The sequence below is a fragment of the Streptomyces albireticuli genome (genome assembly GCF_002192455.1).
In the GTDB taxonomy this organism is placed as follows: domain Bacteria; phylum Actinomycetota; class Actinomycetes; order Streptomycetales; family Streptomycetaceae; genus Streptomyces; species Streptomyces albireticuli_B.
In genome coordinates this window covers 4,133,058-4,153,080 of sequence record NZ_CP021744.1, presented here as the reverse complement: position 1 = coordinate 4,153,080, position 20,023 = coordinate 4,133,058, and the positions used below count along the sequence as shown (strand labels likewise).

16 protein-coding genes and 5 tRNA genes are annotated in these 20,023 nt (G+C 73.4%); 12 read left to right on the top strand and 9 right to left on the bottom strand.

Annotated elements, in window-relative coordinates; translation table 11 throughout:
* Positions 1–106: 106 nt before the first annotated feature.
* From purL to purS, 3 genes are read right to left on the bottom strand one after another with little or no spacing between them, the layout of a single operon-like run.
* The gene (gene purL / locus SMD11_RS17925) at positions 107–2,356 is read right to left on the bottom strand and encodes a phosphoribosylformylglycinamidine synthase subunit PurL (RefSeq protein ID WP_087927417.1); all 2,250 of its coding nucleotides are present in this window, start codon (positions 2,354–2,356) and stop codon (positions 107–109) included.
* The gene (gene purQ / locus SMD11_RS17920; protein ID WP_087927416.1) at positions 2,353–3,033 is read right to left on the bottom strand and encodes a phosphoribosylformylglycinamidine synthase subunit PurQ; all 681 of its coding nucleotides are present in this window, start codon (positions 3,031–3,033) and stop codon (positions 2,353–2,355) included. Before purQ ends, purL begins: the two co-directional genes overlap by 4 nt.
* On the bottom strand, positions 3,030–3,284 hold the full coding sequence (gene purS / locus SMD11_RS17915) for a phosphoribosylformylglycinamidine synthase subunit PurS (protein ID WP_087927415.1): 255 nt from the start codon (positions 3,282–3,284) through the stop codon (positions 3,030–3,032). Before purS ends, purQ begins: the two co-directional genes overlap by 4 nt.
* Positions 3,285–3,589: 305 nt before the next feature.
* On the opposite strand from purS, the gene SMD11_RS17910 reads away from it, so the two are divergent.
* The 10 genes from SMD11_RS17910 to SMD11_RS17865 all read left to right on the top strand — a co-directional run bounded on the left by SMD11_RS17910 (position 3,590) and on the right by SMD11_RS17865 (position 8,944).
* Complete coding sequence (locus SMD11_RS17910) at positions 3,590–3,907, top strand: histone-like nucleoid-structuring protein Lsr2 (protein WP_087927414.1); 318 nt, start codon at positions 3,590–3,592, stop codon at positions 3,905–3,907.
* An 89-nt stretch (positions 3,908–3,996) separates the two neighbouring features.
* Positions 3,997–4,068, top strand: a tRNA-Gly gene (locus tag SMD11_RS17905).
* Between the two features lie 45 nt (positions 4,069–4,113).
* Positions 4,114–4,185 (top strand) — tRNA-Gly (locus SMD11_RS17900).
* Between the two features lie 47 nt (positions 4,186–4,232).
* A tRNA-Gly gene (locus SMD11_RS17895) sits at positions 4,233–4,304 on the top strand.
* 78 nt (positions 4,305–4,382) lie between these two features.
* A tRNA-Gly gene (locus SMD11_RS17890) sits at positions 4,383–4,455 on the top strand.
* Positions 4,456–4,725: 270 nt separating this feature from the next.
* Complete coding sequence (locus SMD11_RS17885) at positions 4,726–5,724, top strand: ABC transporter ATP-binding protein (RefSeq protein WP_087927413.1); 999 nt, start codon at positions 4,726–4,728, stop codon at positions 5,722–5,724.
* Positions 5,724–6,494 carry an ABC transporter permease gene (locus SMD11_RS17880; protein ID WP_087927412.1) on the top strand — a complete coding sequence of 257 codons (771 nt, stop codon included), beginning with the start codon at positions 5,724–5,726 and terminating at the stop codon, positions 6,492–6,494. Before SMD11_RS17885 ends, SMD11_RS17880 begins: the two co-directional genes overlap by 1 nt.
* Before the next feature lie 53 nt (positions 6,495–6,547).
* Positions 6,548–8,182: a histidine kinase gene (locus tag SMD11_RS17875; RefSeq protein WP_087927411.1), complete on the top strand. Its 1,635-nt coding sequence runs from the start codon at positions 6,548–6,550 to the stop codon at positions 8,180–8,182.
* Positions 8,179–8,838 (top strand): response regulator transcription factor, encoded by a 660-nt coding sequence (locus tag SMD11_RS17870; protein WP_087927410.1) that lies wholly within the window; start codon positions 8,179–8,181, stop codon positions 8,836–8,838. Before SMD11_RS17875 ends, SMD11_RS17870 begins: the two co-directional genes overlap by 4 nt.
* Positions 8,839–8,871: 33 nt before the next feature.
* Positions 8,872–8,944 (top strand) — tRNA-Gly (locus tag SMD11_RS17865).
* Between the two features lie 73 nt (positions 8,945–9,017).
* On the opposite strand, the gene SMD11_RS17860 is transcribed toward SMD11_RS17865, so the two are convergent.
* Together SMD11_RS17860 and SMD11_RS17855 are read right to left on the bottom strand one after the other, a co-directional pair.
* The gene (locus SMD11_RS17860) at positions 9,018–10,400 is read right to left on the bottom strand and encodes a HAMP domain-containing sensor histidine kinase (RefSeq protein ID WP_199843906.1); all 1,383 of its coding nucleotides are present in this window, start codon (positions 10,398–10,400) and stop codon (positions 9,018–9,020) included.
* Positions 10,397–11,098, bottom strand: a complete 702-nt coding sequence (locus SMD11_RS17855) for a response regulator transcription factor (protein ID WP_087927409.1) — start codon at positions 11,096–11,098, stop codon at positions 10,397–10,399. Before SMD11_RS17855 ends, SMD11_RS17860 begins: the two co-directional genes overlap by 4 nt.
* Before the next feature lie 139 nt (positions 11,099–11,237).
* On the opposite strand from SMD11_RS17855, the gene SMD11_RS17850 reads away from it, so the two are divergent.
* Positions 11,238–12,449: a UDP-N-acetylglucosamine--N-acetylmuramyl-(pentapeptide) pyrophosphoryl-undecaprenol N-acetylglucosamine transferase gene (locus SMD11_RS17850; RefSeq protein WP_087927408.1), complete on the top strand. Its 1,212-nt coding sequence runs from the start codon at positions 11,238–11,240 to the stop codon at positions 12,447–12,449.
* A 111-nt stretch (positions 12,450–12,560) separates the two neighbouring features.
* Positions 12,561–13,601, top strand: a complete 1,041-nt coding sequence (locus SMD11_RS17845; protein WP_087927407.1) for an SDR family NAD(P)-dependent oxidoreductase — start codon at positions 12,561–12,563, stop codon at positions 13,599–13,601.
* A 70-nt stretch (positions 13,602–13,671) separates the two neighbouring features.
* On the opposite strand, the gene SMD11_RS17840 is transcribed toward SMD11_RS17845, so the two are convergent.
* The 4 genes from SMD11_RS17840 to purD form a co-directional block, all read right to left on the bottom strand.
* On the bottom strand, positions 13,672–14,571 hold the full coding sequence (locus SMD11_RS17840) for a phosphoribosylaminoimidazolesuccinocarboxamide synthase (protein ID WP_087927406.1): 900 nt from the start codon (positions 14,569–14,571) through the stop codon (positions 13,672–13,674).
* A gap of 68 nt (positions 14,572–14,639) precedes the next feature.
* The gene (locus tag SMD11_RS17835) at positions 14,640–16,130 is read right to left on the bottom strand and encodes a N,N-dimethylformamidase beta subunit family domain-containing protein (protein WP_087927405.1); all 1,491 of its coding nucleotides are present in this window, start codon (positions 16,128–16,130) and stop codon (positions 14,640–14,642) included.
* A gap of 276 nt (positions 16,131–16,406) precedes the next feature.
* Positions 16,407–18,173, bottom strand: a complete 1,767-nt coding sequence (locus SMD11_RS17830; protein ID WP_234366414.1) for a hypothetical protein — start codon at positions 18,171–18,173, stop codon at positions 16,407–16,409.
* Between the two features lie 389 nt (positions 18,174–18,562).
* A complete protein-coding gene (gene purD, locus SMD11_RS17825) occupies positions 18,563–19,822 on the bottom strand; it encodes a phosphoribosylamine--glycine ligase (RefSeq protein WP_087930578.1) in 1,260 nt (419 codons plus the stop codon).
* Positions 19,823–20,023 lie beyond the last annotated feature (201 nt).

The window sequence follows — 20,023 nt, the reverse complement described above, 5'->3', positions numbered from 1 at the left end:
TCGACAATCACTCGCGGGGCCGGGGGCTCGGAACGCCGGAACGCCGGAGGCGGCCCGCCCCTGCTGGGGTGGGCCGCCTCCGGCGGACGCGGGGAATCCGGTCGGCTCAGGCGAGCAGCGCCGGGATCGTGGCCTCGTGGGCCTCGCGCAGCTCGGCCAGCGGGATGCTGAACTGGCCCTGGACGTCGATCTCTTCGCCGTCCACGACACCGATGCGGGTCGCGGGCAGGCCGCGCGCTCCGCACATGTCGGTGAAGCGGAGTTCCTCGCTGCGCGGGACCGCGACGACGGCGCGGCCGGCGGACTCGGAGAAGAGGAGGACGAAGGGGTCGACGGCGTCGGGGACGACGATCCGGGCGCCCTTGCCGCCCCGCAGGCACGACTCGGCGAGGGCCTGGATCAGACCGCCGTCCGACAGGTCGTGCGCCGCGTCGACCATGCCGTCGCGGGAGGCCGAGATGAGGATCTCCGCCAGGAGCTTCTCCCGGCCCAGGTCCACGGCCGGCGGCAGTCCGCCGAGGTGGTCGTGGACCACCTGCGACCAGGCCGAACCGCCCAGCTCCTCCTTGGTGTCACCCAGCAGGTAGAGCAGGTGGCCCTCGTCGGAGAAGGCGATCGGCGTACGGCGGTTGACGTCGTCGATGACGCCGAGCACCGCGACCACGGGGGTCGGGTGGATGGCGGTCTCGCCGGTCTGGTTGTAGAGCGAGACGTTGCCGCCGGTGACCGGGGTGCCCAGCTCCAGGCAGCCGTCGGCCAGGCCGCGGGTGGCCTCGGCGAACTGCCACATGACCGCCGGGTCCTCGGGCGAGCCGAAGTTCAGGCAGTTGGAGATGGCCAGCGGCCGGGCGCCGGAGGCGGCCACGTTGCGGTACGACTCGGCGAGCGCGAGCTGGGCGCCCGCGTACGGGTCCAGCTTGGCGTAGCGGCCGTTTCCGTCCGTGGCGACGGCGACACCGAGATTGGTGTCCTCGTCGATCCGGACCATGCCGGAGTCCTCCGGCTGCGCGAGGACAGTGTTGCCCTGCACGAACCGGTCGTACTGGTCGGTGATCCAGGACTTGGAGGCCTGGTTCGGCGAGGAGATCACCTTGAGGACCTGCGCGCGCAGCTCCTCGGCGGTCTCCGGGCGGGCCAGCTTGGCCGCGTCGTCGGCCTGGAGGGCGTCCTGCCAGTCGGGGCGGGCGTACGGGCGCTCGTAGACCGGGCCCTCGTGCGCCACCGTGCGCGGGGGCACGTCCACGATCTGCTCGCCGTGCCAGAAGATCTCCAGCCGCTCACCGTCCGTGACCTCGCCGATCACGGTGGCGATGACGTCCCACTTCTCGCAGATCTCCATGAAGCGGTCGACCTTGCCGGGCTCGACCACCGCGCACATGCGCTCCTGCGACTCGCTCATGAGGATCTCCTCGGGCGAGAGGGAGGAGTCGCGCAGCGGCACGGTGTCCAGCTCGACGCGCATGCCGCCGGAACCGGCGCTGGCCAGCTCGCTGGTGGCGCAGGACAGGCCGGCGCCGCCGAGGTCCTGGATGCCGTCGACGAGGTCCTCGCGGAAGATCTCCAGGGTGCACTCGATGAGGAGCTTCTCCTGGAAGGGGTCGCCGACCTGGACCGCCGGGCGCTTGGCCGGGCCGGTGGAGTCGAAGGTCTCGGAGGCGAGCACGGACACGCCGCCGATGCCGTCGCCGCCCGTGCGGGCGCCGTACAGAATGACCTTGTTACCGGCGCCGGACGCCTTCGCGAGGTGGATGTCCTCGTGCTTCATCACACCGACGCACAGGGCGTTGACCAGCGGGTTGCCCTGGTAGCAGGCGTCGAAGACGACCTCGCCACCGATGTTGGGCAGGCCCAGGCAGTTGCCGTAGCCGCCGATGCCCGCGACGACGCCCGGCAGGACGCGCTTGGTGTCGGGGTGGTCGGCGGCGCCGAAGCGCAGCGGGTCCATCACCGCGACCGGGCGGGCGCCCATGGCGAGGATGTCGCGCACGATGCCGCCGATACCGGTGGCCGCGCCCTGGTACGGCTCGATGTACGAGGGGTGGTTGTGCGACTCGACCTTGAAGGTGACCGCGTAGCCCTGGCCGACGTCGACGACGCCGGCGTTCTCGCCGATGCCGACGAGGAGGGCGTCGTTCTCGGGGGCCTTGTCGCCGAACTGGCGGAGGTGGACCTTGCTCGACTTGTACGAGCAGTGCTCGGACCACATGACCGAGTACATCGCGAGCTCGGCGCCGGTGGGGCGGCGGCCCAGGATGGCCCGGATGCGCTCGTACTCGTCCTGCTTGAGACCGAGTTCGGCCCAAGGCTGGTCGACGTCGGGCGTTTCGTTGGCGTGCTTGACCGTGTCGAGGCTCATGCGTTGACCAGCTTCTTCAGGATCGAGGTGAAGAATCCGAGCCCGTCCGTACGGCCGGTGCCGACGAGGGGCTCGACGGCGTGCTCGGGGTGCGGCATCAGGCCCACGACGTTGCCGGCGGCGTTGGTGATGCCGGCGATGTCACGGAGCGAGCCGTTCGGATTGCCGTCGAGGTACCGGAAGGCGACGCGGCCCTCGGCCTCGAGCTCGTCCAGGGTGTGCTCGTCGGCCACATAGCGGCCGTCGATGTTCTTCAGCGGGATGGAGATCTCCTGGCCCGCCTCGTAGTCGGAGGTCCAGGCGGTGCCGGCGTTCTCCACGCGCAGCTTCTGCTCGCGGCAGATGAAGTGCAGGTGGTTGTTGCGCAGCATCGCGCCGGGCAGCAGGTGGGTCTCGGTGAGCACCTGGAAGCCGTTGCAGATACCGAGGACCGGCATGCCGCCCTTGGCCTGCTCGATGACGGTCTCCATCACCGGCGAGAAGCGGGAGATGGCGCCCGCCCGCAGATAGTCGCCGTAGGAGAAGCCGCCGGGCAGGACCACGGCGTCGACCTGCTTGAGGTCCTTGTCGCGGTGCCACAGCGGGACGGGTTCGAGCCCGGCGATCCGGACGGCGCGCTGGGTGTCGCGGTCGTCCAGGGTGCCGGGGAAGGTGATGACTCCTACGCGAGCGGTCACTGTGCTTCTCCGTCGACCTTCACGGTGAAGTCCTCGATCACGGTGTTGGCGAGAAACGTTTCCGCCATGGCGTGGATGCGGGCGAGGGCGGCCTCGTCGACCGGGCCCTCCACCTCGAGTTCAAAGCGCTTGCCCTGACGGACGTCGGCGATCCCCTCGAAACCCAGGCGTGGCAGTGCGCGCTGCACCGCCTGGCCCTGCGGGTCGAGGATCTCCGGCTTGAGCATGACGTCGACTACGACGCGTGCCACTGGCACTCCCGGTGGTGTGGTGCGTGAGCTGAAGCGGTAGCGCCAGAGTACAGTCCCAAAAAATCTACGCGCATAGATATGGTGGGCCTCCTGTCACGTTTACGCATCGACGCCGAAGAGGGGAGGGAAAATCCCGGGAAAAACGTACGGTCCCGATTGCCAAGCACCACGCGGACAGAATTAACTGGGCTTCACTTTGCAATGCCCTTTGTTGTACAAATGAATAACCATTGCACCGGAACAACCGGAACCCGGGCATCACCGCAGTTCACCTCGGCGATGCGCCCCCGAAAGGACCGATATTCGTGGCACAGCGCGTAGTGGTCACACTCTCCGACGACATCGACGGCGGGGAAGCCGCGGAGACGGTTTCCTTCGGCCTCGACGGCAAGTCGTACGAGATCGACCTCAACACTGCCAATGCGAAGAAACTGCGGGTCGCCCTGGAGCCCTACCTGGAGGCCGGCCGCAAGCAGTCCCGCTCCGGGAAGGTCTACCGCCGCACCTCCGTGGCGCCCGACCCCTCGGCGGTCCGCGCCTGGGCCCGCTCCCACGGCATGGACGTGCCGCCGCGAGGCCGCATCCCCAAGCGGGTCTACGAGGCCTTCAACGCCGCGGACTGAGCCGACTTGCCAAGCACCCCGGATGATCAGCTAGAGTCTGGATCACGCCGAGGGGCGCGGCCGGGAAACCGGAAGAACCCCCAGGTAGCGCGGGTGTAGCTCAGTAGTAGAGCGCCCCCTTTCCAAGGGGGAGGCGCAGTGTGCGATTCCTGTCACCCGCTCTGAACGTCCTCCGGACCACGTCTGTGGTGCGAGGGACGGATCATGCGGGTGTAGCTCAGTAGTAGAGCGCCCTCTTTCCAAGAGGGAGGCGCAGTGTGCGATCCCTGTCACCCGCTCTGATCGCTTACCGGTCCACAGCCGTGGACCGGGCCCGGCGATCCATGCGGGTGTAGCTCAGTAGTAGAGCGCCCCCTTTCCAAGGGGGAGGCGCAGTGTGCGATCCCTGTCACCCGCTCTCATCGCGTTACCGACCACGTCAGTGGATCAGGTAGAGTGATGCACGCGCCGCCCGGTGAAAGCCGGTCGGAAGCACGCGGACGTAGCTCAGTTGGTAGAGCACCACCTTGCCAAGGTGGATGTCGCGAGTTCGAGTCTCGTCGTCCGCTCAGAGAACGAAGGCCCCGGTCATTATGATCGGGGCCTTCGGCGTTTCCGGGGACGGGCCTTCGGCGTTTCCGGGGACGGGGCTTCGATGTTTCCGGGGACGGGGCTGGGGACGAGGGCTGGGGCCGGGAGTTGGGGTGGAGGGGGCGGGGCCGGGTCCGGCCGCGGGCCTGATGCGGGCTCGGGCGGCTCCGGGCCCTGATGACATTCGTCATCCGAGGTCATGACAGCTCGCACTGACTTCCGGGCGGCGCGGCCGGGAGCCTTGAGTCATGGACATCGGAGAGAGTGTGATCGCCGTGTCGGGGCTGCGGCGGCGCTACGGCCCGGAGGGTGACGGCGGGTTCGAGGCGGTGCGGGGCGTGTCCTTCACCGTGGGACGGGGCGAGGTCTTCGCACTGCTGGGGACGAACGGCGCGGGCAAGACCTCCACGGTCGAGCTGCTGGAGGGGCTGGAGCGGCCGAGCGGGGGCGAGGTCCGGATCCTGGGCCACGATCCTTACGCGGAGCGCGCGGCGGTGCGGCCGCGGATCGGGGTGATGCTCCAGGAGGGCGGCTTCCCCTCGGACCTGACGGTCGCCGAGACCGTCCGCATGTGGGCCGGCTGCACCACGGGGGCCCGGCCGACCGGGGAAGCCCTCGGGATGGTGGGGCTCACGGACCGCGCCTCGGTGCGGATCAAGCAGCTCTCCGGTGGCGAGCGCCGGCGGCTCGACCTGGCGCTCGCCCTGCTCGGCCGCCCCGAGGTCCTGTTCCTCGACGAGCCGACGACGGGCCTGGACCCCGAGGCGCGGCACAGCACCTGGGAGTTGGTGCGCCGCCTGCGCGAGGACGGCACGACGGTCCTCCTCACCACCCACTACCTGGAAGAGGCCGAGGCCCTCGCCGACCGCCTGGCGATCATGCGGCGGGGCGAGATCGTGGCCTCCGGGGCGCCCGGCGAGGTGATCGGGGCTTACCCGGCCCGGATCCGGTTCGCGATGCCCGTGGGCTGGTTCGTGGGGGATCTCCCGCCGCTGGCCGATCTGGGGGTGGAGGACCACGAGGAGTCCGACGGGCGCATAGAGCTCCGGACGCGCACGCTTCAGCGGACCCTCACCGGGCTGCTGATCTGGGCGCGGGAGAAGGACATAGAGCTGGAAGGGCTGGACGCCCGGACCGCCTCGCTGGAGGAGGCGTTCCTGGCCATAGCCGGTGGCGGCGAGCCGGGCGCGGACAGCGGCTCCGGTATGAGCGTGGGCGCCGGTGCGGGCGCGGGGAGGGGCAAGTGATGGCGATATCCACAGCGGCGCCGCGGATGCTGGCGCTGGGCCGGGCGGAGCTGATCCTGCTCGGACGGAACAAGATGGCGCTCTATGTGGCGCTGCTGCTGCCGGTGCTCATGGTGTGGACGATGCGCCGCACGGTCGGCGAGATGGATCTCGGCGACACCGGGATGTCGCTCAACGAGTCGTCGCTGACCGGTGCCTTCGGCTTCATCCTGCTCTTCGTCATCTATCAGAACCTGGTCAGCGCCTATGTGGCCCGCCGCGAGGAGCTCGTCCTCAAGCGGCTCCGCACGGGCGAGGCGGGCGACGCCGAGATACTCGGCGGCACGGCGCTGCCGGCTGTGGCGGTCGCCCTGGCCCAGATGGTGGTCCTGCTGGTGGCGGGGGTCTTCTGGATGGACCTGCGGGCCCCTTCCCGTCTCGACCTGATGCTGATCGGGATGGTGCTGGGAGTGGTGCTGTCCATCGCGCTGGCCGCGCTGACCACGGCCTGGGCGAAGACGGTGGAGAGCGCCCAGCTGGTCACCACTCCCCTGCTGCTGATCTCGCTGATGGGCTCGGGGCTCCTCATCCCGCTGGAGGCCATGCCGGACGTGCTGGCCGATGTCTGCGAGTTGCTGCCGCTTTCTCCGGTGGTCGAGCTGGTGCGCGGCGGCTGGCTCGGCGGCCTGAGCGCCTATGAGGCCGTGGGGCACGTGGCCACCGCGCTGGCCTGGACGTTTGTGGCCGTGTTTGCTGTACGTCGGTGGTTCCGGTGGGAGCCGCGCCGGTAGGACGATGAGCCTGCCGGACGAGGGATGACAGGGCGACGGGGGGAGCGCGGCCGATGTCGATATGGACGCGGGTACGGGACTGGCGGGGGCGGAGCAGGGTCGCCAAGGTCGACAGCTATACGCGGTGGACGCTGTATCTGCTGCCCTGTCTGCTTCCCGCGCTCGCTCTGAGCCCCATGCTGGTCAACGGCGTCGACCGGCCGTGGATGCTGGTCCTCGGCTGCCTCACCACCTTCCAGGGGCTGCTGGGCATCCCGGTCTTCCGGCGCGCTCTCGACCGCTATCTCTGGGACAAGCCGGCTCCGTGGTGGGGTGTGGCCGCGCAGGGGGTGCTGTTCGTCGCCGGGCTCGTCTGCATGGTGGTCTCCTTCCAGGTGGAGAGCCCGCGGGGTGCCTCGACCGTCGGGGTGTTCCTGATGAACAGCGCCCTGACGACCTTCGGTCCGCTCACCCTGATGGTCCGGCTCCGCCGGTACGTCCTGGGATGCGTCGTCGTCGCGCTGGCTCTGGGGCTCCTGGTCCTGCTGCCCGGCGGGGACTGGTCGGCCGCGGGTTTCCTGACCGCGGGGGTGCTCTTCATCTCCTTGTGGTGCGCGTCCGTCGGGCGGGCGTCGGGCTGGATGCTGCGGGTGATGTGGGAGCTGGAGACGGCGCGGGACGCGAAGGCGCGGCTGGCGGTGGCGGAGGAGCGGCTGCGGTTCGGGCGGGACCTCCACGATGTCCTGGGGCGCAACCTCGCGGTGATCGCGCTCAAGAGCGAGCTGGCGGTGCAGCTGGGGCGGCGGGGGGCGCCCCAGGCCCTGGAGCTGATGGCCGAGGTCCAGGGCATCGCCCGGGACTCGCAGCGTGAGGTCCGTGAGGTGGTGCGCGGCTACCGCGAGGCGGATCTGCCCACCGAGCTGGTGGGGGCCCGTGGCGTGCTCTCCGCCGCGGGGATCGAGTGCCGGATCGACGACACGGCGGGCGGGCAGCTGCCGGCGCCGGTGCAGTCGGCGCTGGCCTGGGTGGTCCGGGAGGCCACGACCAATGTGCTGCGGCACGCGGACGCCGGGCGGTGCGCGGTGCGGCTGCGGATCGTGAACGACGTGGCGGTGCTCGTCATGGAGAACGACGGGGCACCGGACACCGGGGCGGCGGACGGTGCGGACCGTGTGGGCGGCTCGGTGTCGGCCGGGGGCGGTTCGGGGCTGAGGGGCCTGGGGGAGCGGCTCGCGGTCCTGGGCGGCACGGTGACGGCGGAGCGGCGGCCGCCGGCGGTGTTCCGCCTCACGGCGAAGGTCCCGCTGGCCAAGGTCCCGCCGGCGAAGACCCCGGCGGCGAAGGCGTCGGCGGGCGATGTGCCGACGGGCGAGGGGCGGGCGGCGAAGGTCCCGGCGGCGGATGCCCCGTCGGCCGGGGTTCCGGCGGGCGGGGTTCCGACGGGCGGGGTGCGGTCGGGCGGGGTTCCGACAGGCGAGGTTCCGGGGGACAGAGTTCCGGCAGCCGGGGGGACGGCAGGCGCGGGGGCGGCTGCCGGATCGGTGGGCGGGGGGACCGTCCTGCCGGGGGCCGGGGGCGGGGAACCGGCCCCCGGCTGGGAGGCGTCGGAGAGGGGAGGCCGCGGGGAGCCCGTGGCCGTGGGAGCGGGTCTCGTCCGGGTTCCGGGCGACCGGGACGGGGCGGCCGGAGAAGGCGGAGGGGCGGCATGACGGACGACCGGTACGAGGGGGCACCGGCACCCGGGCGTTCCGCTCCCCCGCCCGTGCGGGTCATGCTCGCGGACGACGAGCACCTGATCCGGGGCGCGCTGGCCGCGCTGCTGGGGCTGGAGGACGATCTCCAGGTGGTCGCGGAGGCCGCGTCGGGGCCGGAGGCGGTGGCGATGGCGCGGACGTTCCGGCCGGATGTCGCGGTGCTGGATCTTCAGATGCCGGGGGCCGACGGTGTGATGGTGGCCACAACCCTGCGGGCGGAGCTGCCCGGTTGCCGCACCATGATCGTGACTGGTCACGGGCGTCCGGGGCACCTGAAGCGGGCCTTGGAGGCGGGGGTGCGGGGGTTCGTGCCGAAGACCGTCTCGGCGCAGCGGCTGGCCGAGATCATCCGCTCGGTGCACGGGGGAAGCCGCTATGTGGACCCGGAGTTGGCGGCCGACGCGATAAGCGCCGGGGACTCCCCGCTGACGGCGCGGGAGGCGGAGCTGCTGGAGCTGGCCGAGGACGGAGCGCCTGTCGCGGAGATCGCCGAGCGCGCCTCGCTGACGCCGGGGACGGTCCGGAACTACCTCTCGGCGGCGGTCGCGAAGCTGGGGGCGGAGAACCGTCATGCGGCGGCGCGCATCGCACGCGCTCAGGGTTGGCTATAGTGGTTCCCGCACCGCACGAGAGCGCGGTGCGATGCGGACGTAGCTCAGTTGGTAGAGCACCACCTTGCCAAGGTGGATGTCGCGAGTTCGAGTCTCGTCGTCCGCTCAGAGAACGAAGGCCCCGATCATCACGATCGGGGCCTTCGGCGTTTCCGGGGGGCAAGCGGAGGCGGGCCGCTTCACTGCTCCGGGGGGAAGTGGAGGCGGAAGCGGGCGCCGCCGCCCGGGGCCTGTTCGGCGGTGAGCTCGGCGCCGTGGGCGCGGGCGATCTGGCGGCCCATGGCGAGGCCGAGGCCGGAGCCGGGCAGGGCGCGGGCCTGGCGGGAGCGGTAGAAGCGGTCGAAGACGTAGGGCAGGTCCTCGGTGGAGATCCCGGGGCCGTGGTCGCGGACGGTGAGGTCGAGCCCGTCGGCGGTGCGGTCCAGGCGGACCTCGACCATGGCGCCGGGCGGGCTGAACTTGGCGGCGTTGTCGAGCAGGTTGGACAGCAGCCGGGCGAGGCGGGCCGGCACACCGGAGACGGTGGCCTCGGCGAACTCGGCGACGAAGGGGGTGGCCGGCCAGTGGCCGCGGGCCTCGCCGACGCAGCGCTCGGCCAGCAGGTCGAGCCGGACCCGTTCGACGAGCTGCTGCGGCTCCTCGTCCCGGGCGAGCTCGATGAGGTCGTTGACCAGGCCCGTCACCTCGCGGAGCTGCCGGCCGAGGGCTCCGGAGGCCCGTTCGCGCTGGGCGGGGGTGAGCCGTTCGGCGCGGGCCAGGAGTTCGGCGTTGGTGCGCAGCGCGGTGAGCGGGGTGCGCAGCTCGTGGGAGGCGTCGGCGACCAGGCGGCGCTGGGCGGCGACGGCCTCCTCCAGCTCGCCGAGCATGGTGTTGAAGCTGGTGGCGAGGCTGGTGATCTCGTCCTGGCGGCGCGCCTCGTACGGGGGCAGCTCGATGCGGTGGGCCGGGTCGCGGGTGGCGGCGATCCGCTCGGCCGTCGCGGTGAGCCGGGTGACGGGCCGCAGGGAGGTGCGGGAGGCGAAGTAGCCGAGCCCCGCCGCGAGGAGGACCCCGCCGCCGCCGACGGCGCCGAGCAGCAGGCCGGCCTGGCGCACGCCCTTGTCGACGGTGTCGGAGCGGACCGCGACCTGGAGGGCGCGGCCGCCCTTGACCGGGGTGGTGAACATCCGCATGGCGCGGCCGTCCAAGGTGATGTCGCTGTAGTACTCGCCGAGGGTGCCGGCGGCGACGCGGCGGGTGGCGCCGGTCACGGGAAGCACCAGGTCCGCCGGGTGCGCGGTCGGGTCGGCCCGCACGACCTGGGCGCAGGCGGGCGCGGCGAGCCAGGCGCACTCGCCGTACAGCGTCCCGGTCGTGGGGCTCTCCCGGCTCTGCTGGGCGGCGATCAGGCTGGCCTGCTGCTTGAGCTGGAGGTCGAGCTGGCGGACGAGTTCGTAGCGGATGACGACGTAGGCCGCCGCGAGGACGCCCAGGGCGACGACGGCGACGGCGGCGGAGGTGACGAGCGCCAGCCGGGCCCGCAGCGGTCTGCGGCCGAGGAGGCGCCGCCGCAGGGCCCTCACTGCTCGGCCAGCCGGTAGCCGACGCCGTGCACGGTGTGGACGAGCCGGGGCGCGCCGCCCGCCTCCAGTTTGCGGCGGAGGTAACCGATGTAGACGGCGAGGGAGTTGGAGTCCGTGCCGAAGTCCGTGCCCCAGACCCGTTCCTGGATCACCTCGCGCGGCAGCACCTGCCCCGGGTGCCGCATCAGCACGTCGAGCAGGGCGAACTCGGTGCGGGTGAGCTCGACGGGGACGCCGCCGCGCGTCCCGGTGCGGGTGGCCGGGTCGACGGTGAGGTCGGCGAAGACCAGCGTCTCGCTCTCCTCGGCCGGTTCGGCGGGGGCCGCGCGGCGCAGCAGGGCCCGCAGCCGGGCGAAGAGCTCGTCCAGGGCGAAGGGTTTGACGAGGTAGTCGTCGGCGCCCGCGTCCAGGCCCGCGACGCGGTCGGAGACGGCGTCGCGGGCGGTCAGGACGAGGACGGGCGTACGGTCGCCGAGGCCGCGCAGCCGCCGGCAGACGGCGAGGCCGTCGAGCACGGGCATGGCGAGGTCGAGGACGATCGCGGCGGGCGGCTCGGCGGCGACGGCGGACAGCGCTTCCAGGCCGTCGGCGGCGGAGCGGACCACGTATCCCTCGACGCAGAGGCCGTCGACGACGGCGGCCCGCACCTCGGGGTCGTCGTCGACGACGAGGACGGTCGGCGGCTCGGCAGCGGTCATGCGGGGACGGCCTCTCGCGCGGGTGCGGGCGGGCGCGTCCGGGGGCGGGCGGACGCGGTGGGGAACCGTCCGGTTCCCCCGCCCACCTTGGCAGAACGCGTCTTAGAAGGCTCTTAGACCGCCTCGCCACGCTGCGGCCATGGCTACAGCACACGACACCCTTTCGGTGGTCGTCGGAGCGGGCGGTACCGGCGGTCACATCTATCCCGGGCTGGCGGTGGCCGACGCGGTCCGCCGGGCCGTGCCGGACGCGGTCATCAGCTTCATCGGGACGGAACGCGGTCTGGAGACCCGGCTGATCCCCGCGGCCGGATACCGGCTGCACACGGTCGACATGATCCCCTTCGACCCGTCGCTCGGCTCGCGCCGCTTCCTGCTCCCCGCCGATCTGCTGCGTTCGGGGATGCAGGCGCGCCGGGTGATCGAGGAGCAGCGGGCGCAGGTCGTCGTCGGCATGGGCGGCTATCCCAGCGCGCCCGCGGTGCTCGGCGCCCGGCTGGCGGGGCGGCCCGCGCTCGTCCACGAGTCCAACGCGGTGCCGGGCCGGGCGAACCGGTTCGCCACCACCCTGACCCCGCATGTGGCGCTGGCCTTCGACCGCAGCCGTGAGCACCTCTCGGCGCGGGCCGGGGCCCGCGCCGAGACGGTGGGGATGCCGCTGGTGGGCGCGGTGGCCGGGCTGGACCGGGCGGCGCGGGCCGCGCTGCGGGCGTCGGCGCGGGAGTCCTTCGGGGTGCCCGTGGACGCGCGGCTGGTGCTGTTCAACGGCGGCAGCCTGGGCGCGGCGCGGCTCACCGAGGCGGCGGTGGAACTGGCCCGGCGGTGGCGCGGCGCCCCCGGCGTCCATCTGCTGATCAAGACCGGGCCGGCCGCGCTGGCGGCCGTACGGGCCCGGCTGGCCGCGGACGGCTGCGACGGCGTCGCCACGGCGGTCGGCTACCTCGACCGGATGGACCTCGCCTACGCGGCCGCCGACGTGGTGGTCTGCCGGGCGGGTTCGGCGACGGTGGCCGAGCTGGCGACCGTGGGCGTGCCGGCGGTGCTGGTGCCCTATCCGCACGCCCCGCACGACCACCAGACCCACAACGCGCGGGTGCTCTCGGACGCCGGGGCGGGGCTGCTGCTCCCCGACGGCGAGGCCACGGGCGACCGGCTGGCCGGGCTGATCGAGCCGCTCCTGACGGATCCGGCGCGGCTGGCCGCGATGGGGGCGGCCGCGGATCCCGGTACGCACGCGGTCGCCGCGGACCTGATGGCGGCGTGGGTGCTGCGGCTGGCCGGGTGGTCACCGGGAGGGGCCGCGCCGGTCCACGGCCCGTGGGATGCCGGGCGGCTGCCCGACGCCGCCTGACCGGCCCGGCCCCGGTCCTCCCCTCCCCCACCGAACCGCCGGACGCCCGGCGCGTACCCGACTTCCCCTCGCCACGGCGGGAACCGCTTCCCGCCTCCGAAAGGACCTCGCATGAGCACGCTCACCACCCCGTACCCGGCCTCGAACCCGGCTCCGGCCCCGCAGAGCTGGGCAGGGCGCACCGTCCTGGTCACCGGCGCCGAGGGATTCATCGGGTCGACCCTCGTCGACCTGCTCGTCGAGCGCGGCGCCCGGGTGCGGGTGCTCGTCCACTACAAGCCCTACGCCGAGCGCGGCCACCTCGCCCGGTACCTGGGTCCGGACTCCCCCGTGGAGACGCTCGCCGGTGACGTCCGGGACGCGGGGCGGGTGATGGACGCCGTCGCCGGCTGCGACACCGTCTTCCACCTCGCCGCGCTGATCGGCATCCCGTACAGCTACGCCTCGCCCGAGGCGTACGTGCAGACCAACATGGCCGGTACGGAGCACGTCGCGGCGGCCTGCCGACGCCATGGGGTGCGGCGGATGGTGCACACCTCGACCAGTGAGGTGTACGGGACGGCGCGGACCGTGCCGATCCGGGAGGACCACCCGCTTCAGCCGCAGTCGCCCTACTCCGCCTCGAAGATCGGCGCGGACATGCTGGCCCTGTCCTACGCGCACTCCTTCGAGCTGCCCGTCACGGTCGTGCGGCCCTTCAACACCTACGGGCCCCGCCAGTCCGCGCGGGCCGTGATCCCCACGATCCTGGCGCAGCTGCACGCGGGAGCCTCCGAGATCAAGCTCGGCTCGACGACGCCGACCCGCGACTTCACGTATGTGACCGACACGGCCGAGGGGTTCCTCGCGCTCGCGGACTGCGACCGGGCGGTCGGTCACGCGGTCAACCTCGGCACGGGCCGCGAGATCTCCGTCGGGGACCTCGCCGAGTCGCTGATCCGGGCGTCCGGGCGGGACGCGAAGGTCGTCGTGGACCCGTCCCGGCTGCGGCCGTCGGGGAGCGAGGTGGAGCGGCTGCTGTCGGACAACTCCCGGGCGCGGGAGTGGGCCGGCTGGCGGCCGGTCGTGGACCTGGAGGAGGGGCTGGCCCGGACGTCGGAGTGGGTCCGGGACAACCTGGGCCTGTTCGCGCCGGACCGGTACGTGGTGTGACGGACGGACCGTTACGTGGTGCGGCGGCCGGGCCGGGCGGGAATCAGCCCGTCCGGCCCGGCCACGCCGCCTACTGCCAGCTCATGCCCGTCAGGCGCTCGTACGCCTCCACGTACTTCGACCGCGTCTGCTCCACCACGTCCCGCGGGAGCTCCGGCGGGGGCAGCTCGCCCTTGCGGTCCCAGCCCGAGGCCGGGGAGGAGAGCCAGTCGCGGACGAACTGCTTGTCGAAGGACGGCTGGGCGCGGCCCGGCTGCCAGCTGTCGGCGGGCCAGAAGCGGGAGGAGTCCGGCGTCAGCACCTCGTCGGCCAGGACCAGCTCCCCGTCCGCGAAGCCGAACTCGAACTTCGTGTCGGCGAGGATGATGCCCCGGTCGCGGGCGATGTCGCGGGCCCGGCCGTAGACGGCGAGGGTGGCCTGGCGGAGCTGGGCGGCCGTCTCGGCGCCCACCTGCCGGGCCACCTCCTCGTAGGAGACGTTCTCGTCGTGCTCGCCGACCTCGGCCTTGGCGGCCGGGGTGAAGATCGGGGAGGGCAGCTCGGAGCCGTCGGTCAGGCCCTCGGGGAGGGCGAGGCCGCAGACCGTGCGGGTCTGCTCGTACTCCGCGAGGCCCGAGCCCGTGAGATAGCCGCGGGCCACGCACTCGACCGGGACCATGTCCAGGGAGCGGCAGATCAGCGTGCGGCCCTCCCAGTCGGCGGGGGCGCCGGGCGGCAGCTCGGTGGAGAGCACGTGGTTCGGTGCCAGGTCGGTGAGGCGCTCGAACCACCACAGCGAGAGCTGGGTGAGGACCCGGCCCTTGTCGGGGATCTCGGTGGGCAGCACCCAGTCGTAGGCCGAGACGCGGTCGGAGGCGACCATCACCAGCCGGCCCGCCCCGTCGCGGTAGAGGTCGCGGACCTTGCCCGTGTGCAGGTGCTCAAGGCCGGGCACCTCGACCGGTTCGGGCTTCTCTACGAATCCGGACACGCGTCCTCCTGGTGGTTTGTCCAAGCACCACGATTCTGCCGTACGTGTGCGAGCGCCGCGGACGAGGGTCAGCAGCGCTTGCAGATGCGGTCCAGCAGATTGGCGGTGGCCCGCTGGATCCGGGCGTCCGCGTGGCCGGGCCGGTCCAGGGCGGGCGACCAGGCGAAGGTGCCGGAGGCGAAGACGAGGGCGCCGCTGGGCGCGCGGTAGAGCGAGGTCTCCTGGTGGCGTCTGACGCCTTCGCTGTCGTCGTACGGGGAGTGGGCCAGCAGGATGCGGCGGGTGTGCTCGGGCAGGGCCGTCCGGGGGTAGTAGCGGTCGGCCTCGCCCGCGACCAGGCCGGGCAGTTCGTCGCCCTCGGCGGCGCCGGTGGCGTCCCAGAGCCAGTGCCCGGCGTTGCGGACGACCATCGGGGCGGGCTCGGGCACCCGGCCCGCGTACTGGATGCCGAGCAGCTGCTGCTCGGCGGGCGTGACGTCGCGCCACAGCGCGGAGCGGCCGGGGCCGCGGTGTTTTCGGCAGGTCAGCAGGTGGTCCGGCCCGGCCGGCGAGGGCGACAGGTCGACCTGCCAGTACATGGTGTTCGCGGACAGGAACACCAGCGATGTGCCGGAGTCCCGGGCCAGCTCGGCGGAGCGGCGCATGGCCGGCGACCAGTACTCGTCGTGGCCGGGGAAGACCAGGCCGCGGTAGCGGGACGGGTCGACGCGGCCGGCGTGCAGGTCACGGGTGTCGGCGTAGGCCAGGTCGTAGCCGTACCGCTCGGCCCAGCGGATGAAGTCGTAGGCGTGGCCGACGTGCAGAGGCAGGCCCGCGCCCGCGAAGGGGCGGTCGAAGGAGACCGTGGTGGCCGCGCCCTCCTCGCCCAGCAGCCGGCCGTCCTCGTCCCAGGCGTGGTAGAGGCTCGCGCCCGTGCGGCCGTCCTCGGGGTAGAGGTTGTAGGCCTGCCAGGTGATGTCGGGCAGGACGAGCAGCAGATCGGCCGGATGGGTGTCGCGGACCAGGAAGGGGATGTGGCTGCGGTAGCCGTCGGCGGTGGTCAGGACGGCCACATAGGCGCCCAGACTCCAGTAGCTGGGGATCTGGAGCCGCCAGGAGAGCCACCAGTGGTGGCAGGAGACCGTGCGGTCGACGGTGAGCGGGGGCGGCTGGACGATGCCGGACAGCCGCGGGCTGGTGGTGATCTTCGCGGCGCCGTCGCCCGCGTAGTGCCCGATGCGGTAGACGTCCACGCCGAACTGCTGCGGCGGGTCGACCGTGATCCGGAAGTCCATGGCCTCGCCGGGGGCGACGGCGCTGTCGGACGCGAAGCCCTTGATCTGCCGGTGGACGTCGTCGGCGGTTCGGGGGCGGCGCCCGCGCGGGGCCGGGACGCGGGACCCCGCGTGCTCCGGGGGCTGCTCCGGGGCCGGGTCCACGTACCAGGGGATGATCTGGCCCGTGCCGTCGAAGTAGCTCTCGGTGCCGCGCAGCCAGGGCAGGGGGCCCTGGCCGAAGGGGTCCGAGACGGCGTGCGCGAGCGCCCCCGACTCCCAGCGGCGGATCTGGTCCATCCCCATTGCGCTCCCTCCCCTACGCCCCCCGACGCGTACTCGTCTCCGTGGATGTTCGTCCTGACGCCCGGGCCGGTGCTCGTCGTCCCCGGCGTCGCGCCGGTCCGGGTGGTGCCTCGGTGCTCGTACTGGTCGGTGCCGGTGGTGCGGTGCCGGTTCCGGGCCCGGCCTGTCCGGGTCGGTGCCTGCTCGGTCGCGGGTCGGTCCCTTGCTCGGTCCCTGCTCGGTCGGCGGCTCGGCGCGGCGACGGGCGCGGGCCCGGGGGCCGCGCCCGTACCGGCCTCACACCAGACGGACCGGCTTCTCGGGGCGGACCCCGATCTCGCCGAGCCAGGCGCGCAGCGGCTCGCCGTCGCCGTCCTCGATCAGGCTGAGGACCGTACGGGCCAGGTCGGCGCGGCGGGCGCCGCCGACCAGCAGCGCGGGGCCGTCCAGCCAGTCCAGGCCGGGCGCGGCGCCGGCGGTGTCGACGGCGGCGCAGCACACCATGGCCGTCACATGGTCGGTGAGCAGCTCCCTGCCGCTGCGCGGGGGTTGCAGCGGGAACAGCGGGGCGAGCCCGTCGACCCAGGCGTCACCGGCGGCGCCGAACGGGCCCCGGTCCGCCGCGGGCCGCACCCGGGCGGCCTCCCGGGCCACCTCCGCGGTGAGCCGGGCCTCCAGCTCCTCCGCCACACCGGGGGCCGCGGGACCGGTGAGGCGCTCCAGGACGCGGGCCACGGTCGGGGCCGCGCCCGGAGCGGCGCCGAGCGCGGTGGGCACGGCCGCCACGCCGGGCCCTGTCCCCGGAGCACCGCCCGCCGCTCCTCCGGGCAGGCCGCCGGCGTCCGGGACGCCCTCGGGGACGGCTTCCGCGAGGGCGGGGGCGAGGGGCGCCGGGATGTCGTCCAGGACGCGGTGCAGGCGGGCCGCCTCCAGCCGCCATTTACGGTCCACGACCTCCTCGGGGTACTGGCTCCAGGCGACCGGGGACCAGTCGGGGCCGGACTCGGCCGGGCCGCCGTGGAACAGCCTGGCGGCCAGCAGGGAGGCCGCCTCGTCGATCGCGCCGGGCTCCTCCAGCAGATCGCAGGCGGGCCGCTCGCCCAGCCGGGAGGTGAAGCCCTCGGCGAGGCGGTCGCGCCGGGACAGCTCGGTGAGCGCCGAGACGACGCCGGCGTCCAGCCGGGAGGGCCAGCGGCCCATCCGCCAGGCGGGCAGCGCGACGCGGTTCAGCAGGCGGTCCCAGCCGGCGTAGGCGAGGCCGACCTGTTCCTGGGCGACGATCCGCAGGCCGTAGTCGACGCCCTGGGCGCGCTCGGAGGCGGCCGCGGCCACCCCGCGCTCCATCCGGGCGGCGTGGTCGCGGCAGGAGTGCAGCAGCAGCCGGGCGACGCCCCCGACGAACGCGAGGGCCGGCCGCCCCGCGGCGACGGCCACGGCGGCGTCCAGGCCCCGGACGAAGCGGCGGGCCGCCGCTATGTCGGGGTTGGCGGACGGGCCCGTGCCCGCGACGACGGGCGCCAGCAGCGCACGGAGCTCGGCCACCCGCATCCACCACAGGAACGGGGAGCCGATCACCAGCACCGGGGCCGCGCCGCTGCGGCGCCGCGGCCGGGGCAGCCCGGCGCGCGGGCGGCGCCGCGGGCCGTGCGCCGGGTGCGTACGGTCCTCCAGCCAGCTGTCGCAGTCGGGCGTGAGGGCCATGGCGGAGGGCGCGGGGACGCCCAGCCGGTCGGCCAGCTCGCGGACGAGGCGGTAGAGGTCGGGGGCCGTCTCCTCGGGGATCGGGACCGTGGGGCTCTGGGCGGGCCGGGCCCGGACGACCACGGCGGTGACCGCCGCGGCCAGCGCCAGGGCCAGCAGGGCGGCGCCGGTGACGGCCCAGCGGGCCGTGCTCCAGCCGCCGCCGTCCGGGATGCGCCCCATGGAGACGCCGGCCAGCAGCACGACGGCGGCGGCCGCCGGCAGCAGGGCGACGGCCAGCGCGACGCTGCGGATGCGCAGCACCGCGAGGGCTTGAGCACGCGCGATCAGCACGCCTGTCTCTGGACCTGCCACGGGACCGATCACCCCCTTGCCAGTTGGTGCTCCGCCGAGGAGTGCGACAGCGGGAGCAACGCCCGCTGCGTTGCCCTTCCCCCACTGTGGCACCGGCCTCTGACATCGCAATGCCGGTGGGCCAGTTGCCGGACGCGCGGCACCTGGCTTGCGCCGCACCCTAGTTGGGGGTGGGGCGCGCGTCAGCCAGTTGGACAACCGGTCACCCGATGGAATGGCTTTGGGTAAAGCCGCCCGGAAACCGCCGGACAGACTGCTCCACCGGTCAGCCGGCTGGCAAGTGGGCCTTCGCGGCCACCCTTCCCGGCCCCGGGCCCCGGCACACCTCAGCGGATCCGACAACCGGCCCGTACCGAGGCGGTACGGGCCGGTTGCGCGCGACGGAAGATGCCCCGAGGTCAGGGGCGCGCGGCGGCGGCCGCGGCCCGCTCGGCGATGTCGGTGCGGTGGTGGGAACCGTCCAGCCGGACGAGGGCGACGCCCTCGTAGGCGCGCTCCCGCGCCGTGGCGAGGTCGGGGCCCGTCGCCGTGACGGACAGCACCCGGCCGCCGGCGCTGACGACCCGGCCCTCGGCGTCGTGGGCGGTCCCGGCGTGCAGGACATAGGCCTCGTCCAGCGCGTCCACCGCCGGCAGGCCCTCGATCACATCACCGGTGCGCGGGGTACCGGGGTAGTTGTGCGAGGCGACCACCACGGTGACGGCGGCGCCGTCGCTCCAGCGCAGCGGCGGGAACGTGGCGAGGGTGCCGGTCGCGGCGGCGTGCAGCAGCCCGGCCAGCGGCGTCTTCAGGCGGGCGAGCACGACCTGCGTCTCCGGGTCGCCGAAGCGCGCGTTGAACTCGATCACCCGGACGCCGCGCGAGGTGATCGCGAGCCCGGCGTAGAGCAGGCCGGAGAAGGGCGTGCCCCGGCGGCGCAGCTCGTCGACGGTGGGCTGGAGGACGCTCTGGAGGACCTCCTCGACCAGCTTGGGGTCGGCCCACGGGAGCGGGGAGTACGCGCCCATGCCGCCGGTGTTCGGACCCTCGTCGCCGTCGAGGGCGCGCTTGAAGTCCTGGGCGGGCTGGAGCGGGACGACCGTCTCACCGTCGGTGACCGCGAAGAGGGAGACCTCGGGACCGTCGAGGAACTCCTCGATGACGACCCGGCCGCAGGCGAGCGCGTGCTCGCGGGCGGCGGCGAGGTCGCCGGTCACGACGACGCCCTTGCCGGCGGCCAGCCCGTCGTCCTTCACGACGTAAGGAGCGCCGAAGGCGTCGAGCGCCGCGTCGATCTCCTCCGGGGTGGTGCAGACGTAGGCGCGGGCGGTGGGGACGTTCGCGGCGGCCATGACGTCCTTGGCGAACGCCTTGGAGCCTTCCAGCCGCGCCGCTTCGGCCGAGGGCCCGAAGACGGGGATGCCGCGCTCGCGGACGGCGTCGGCGACGCCCGCGACGAGCGGGGCCTCCGGGCCGACGACGACGAGCTCCGCGCCCAGCGCTTCGGCGAGGGCCACGACGGCCGCACCGTCGAGGGCGTCCACCGGATGCACCTCGGCGACCTCCGCGATCCCCGCGTTTCCGGGGGCGCAGTGCAGCGCGGTGACGTCGGGATCGAGGGACAGTGAGCGGCACAGGGCGTGTTCGCGGGCGCCGCCGCCGATGACGAGGACCTTCACACCGGTCACCCTATTGCCTCGTCGACTGATCGATTCCCAGGGCCGGTCACTCTCCGTCTCCGCCGTCACCCACGTGCCCCACTCTTTCGGGTGAGTGCCGGGCGGCCCTATACCGGATTCCTCAGCGCTTACGGGCGGAAAACCATGGATCTTGTCCCCAAGACCGACCGTTCGGCGGTAGGAAGGTGGCTCGCGATCCGC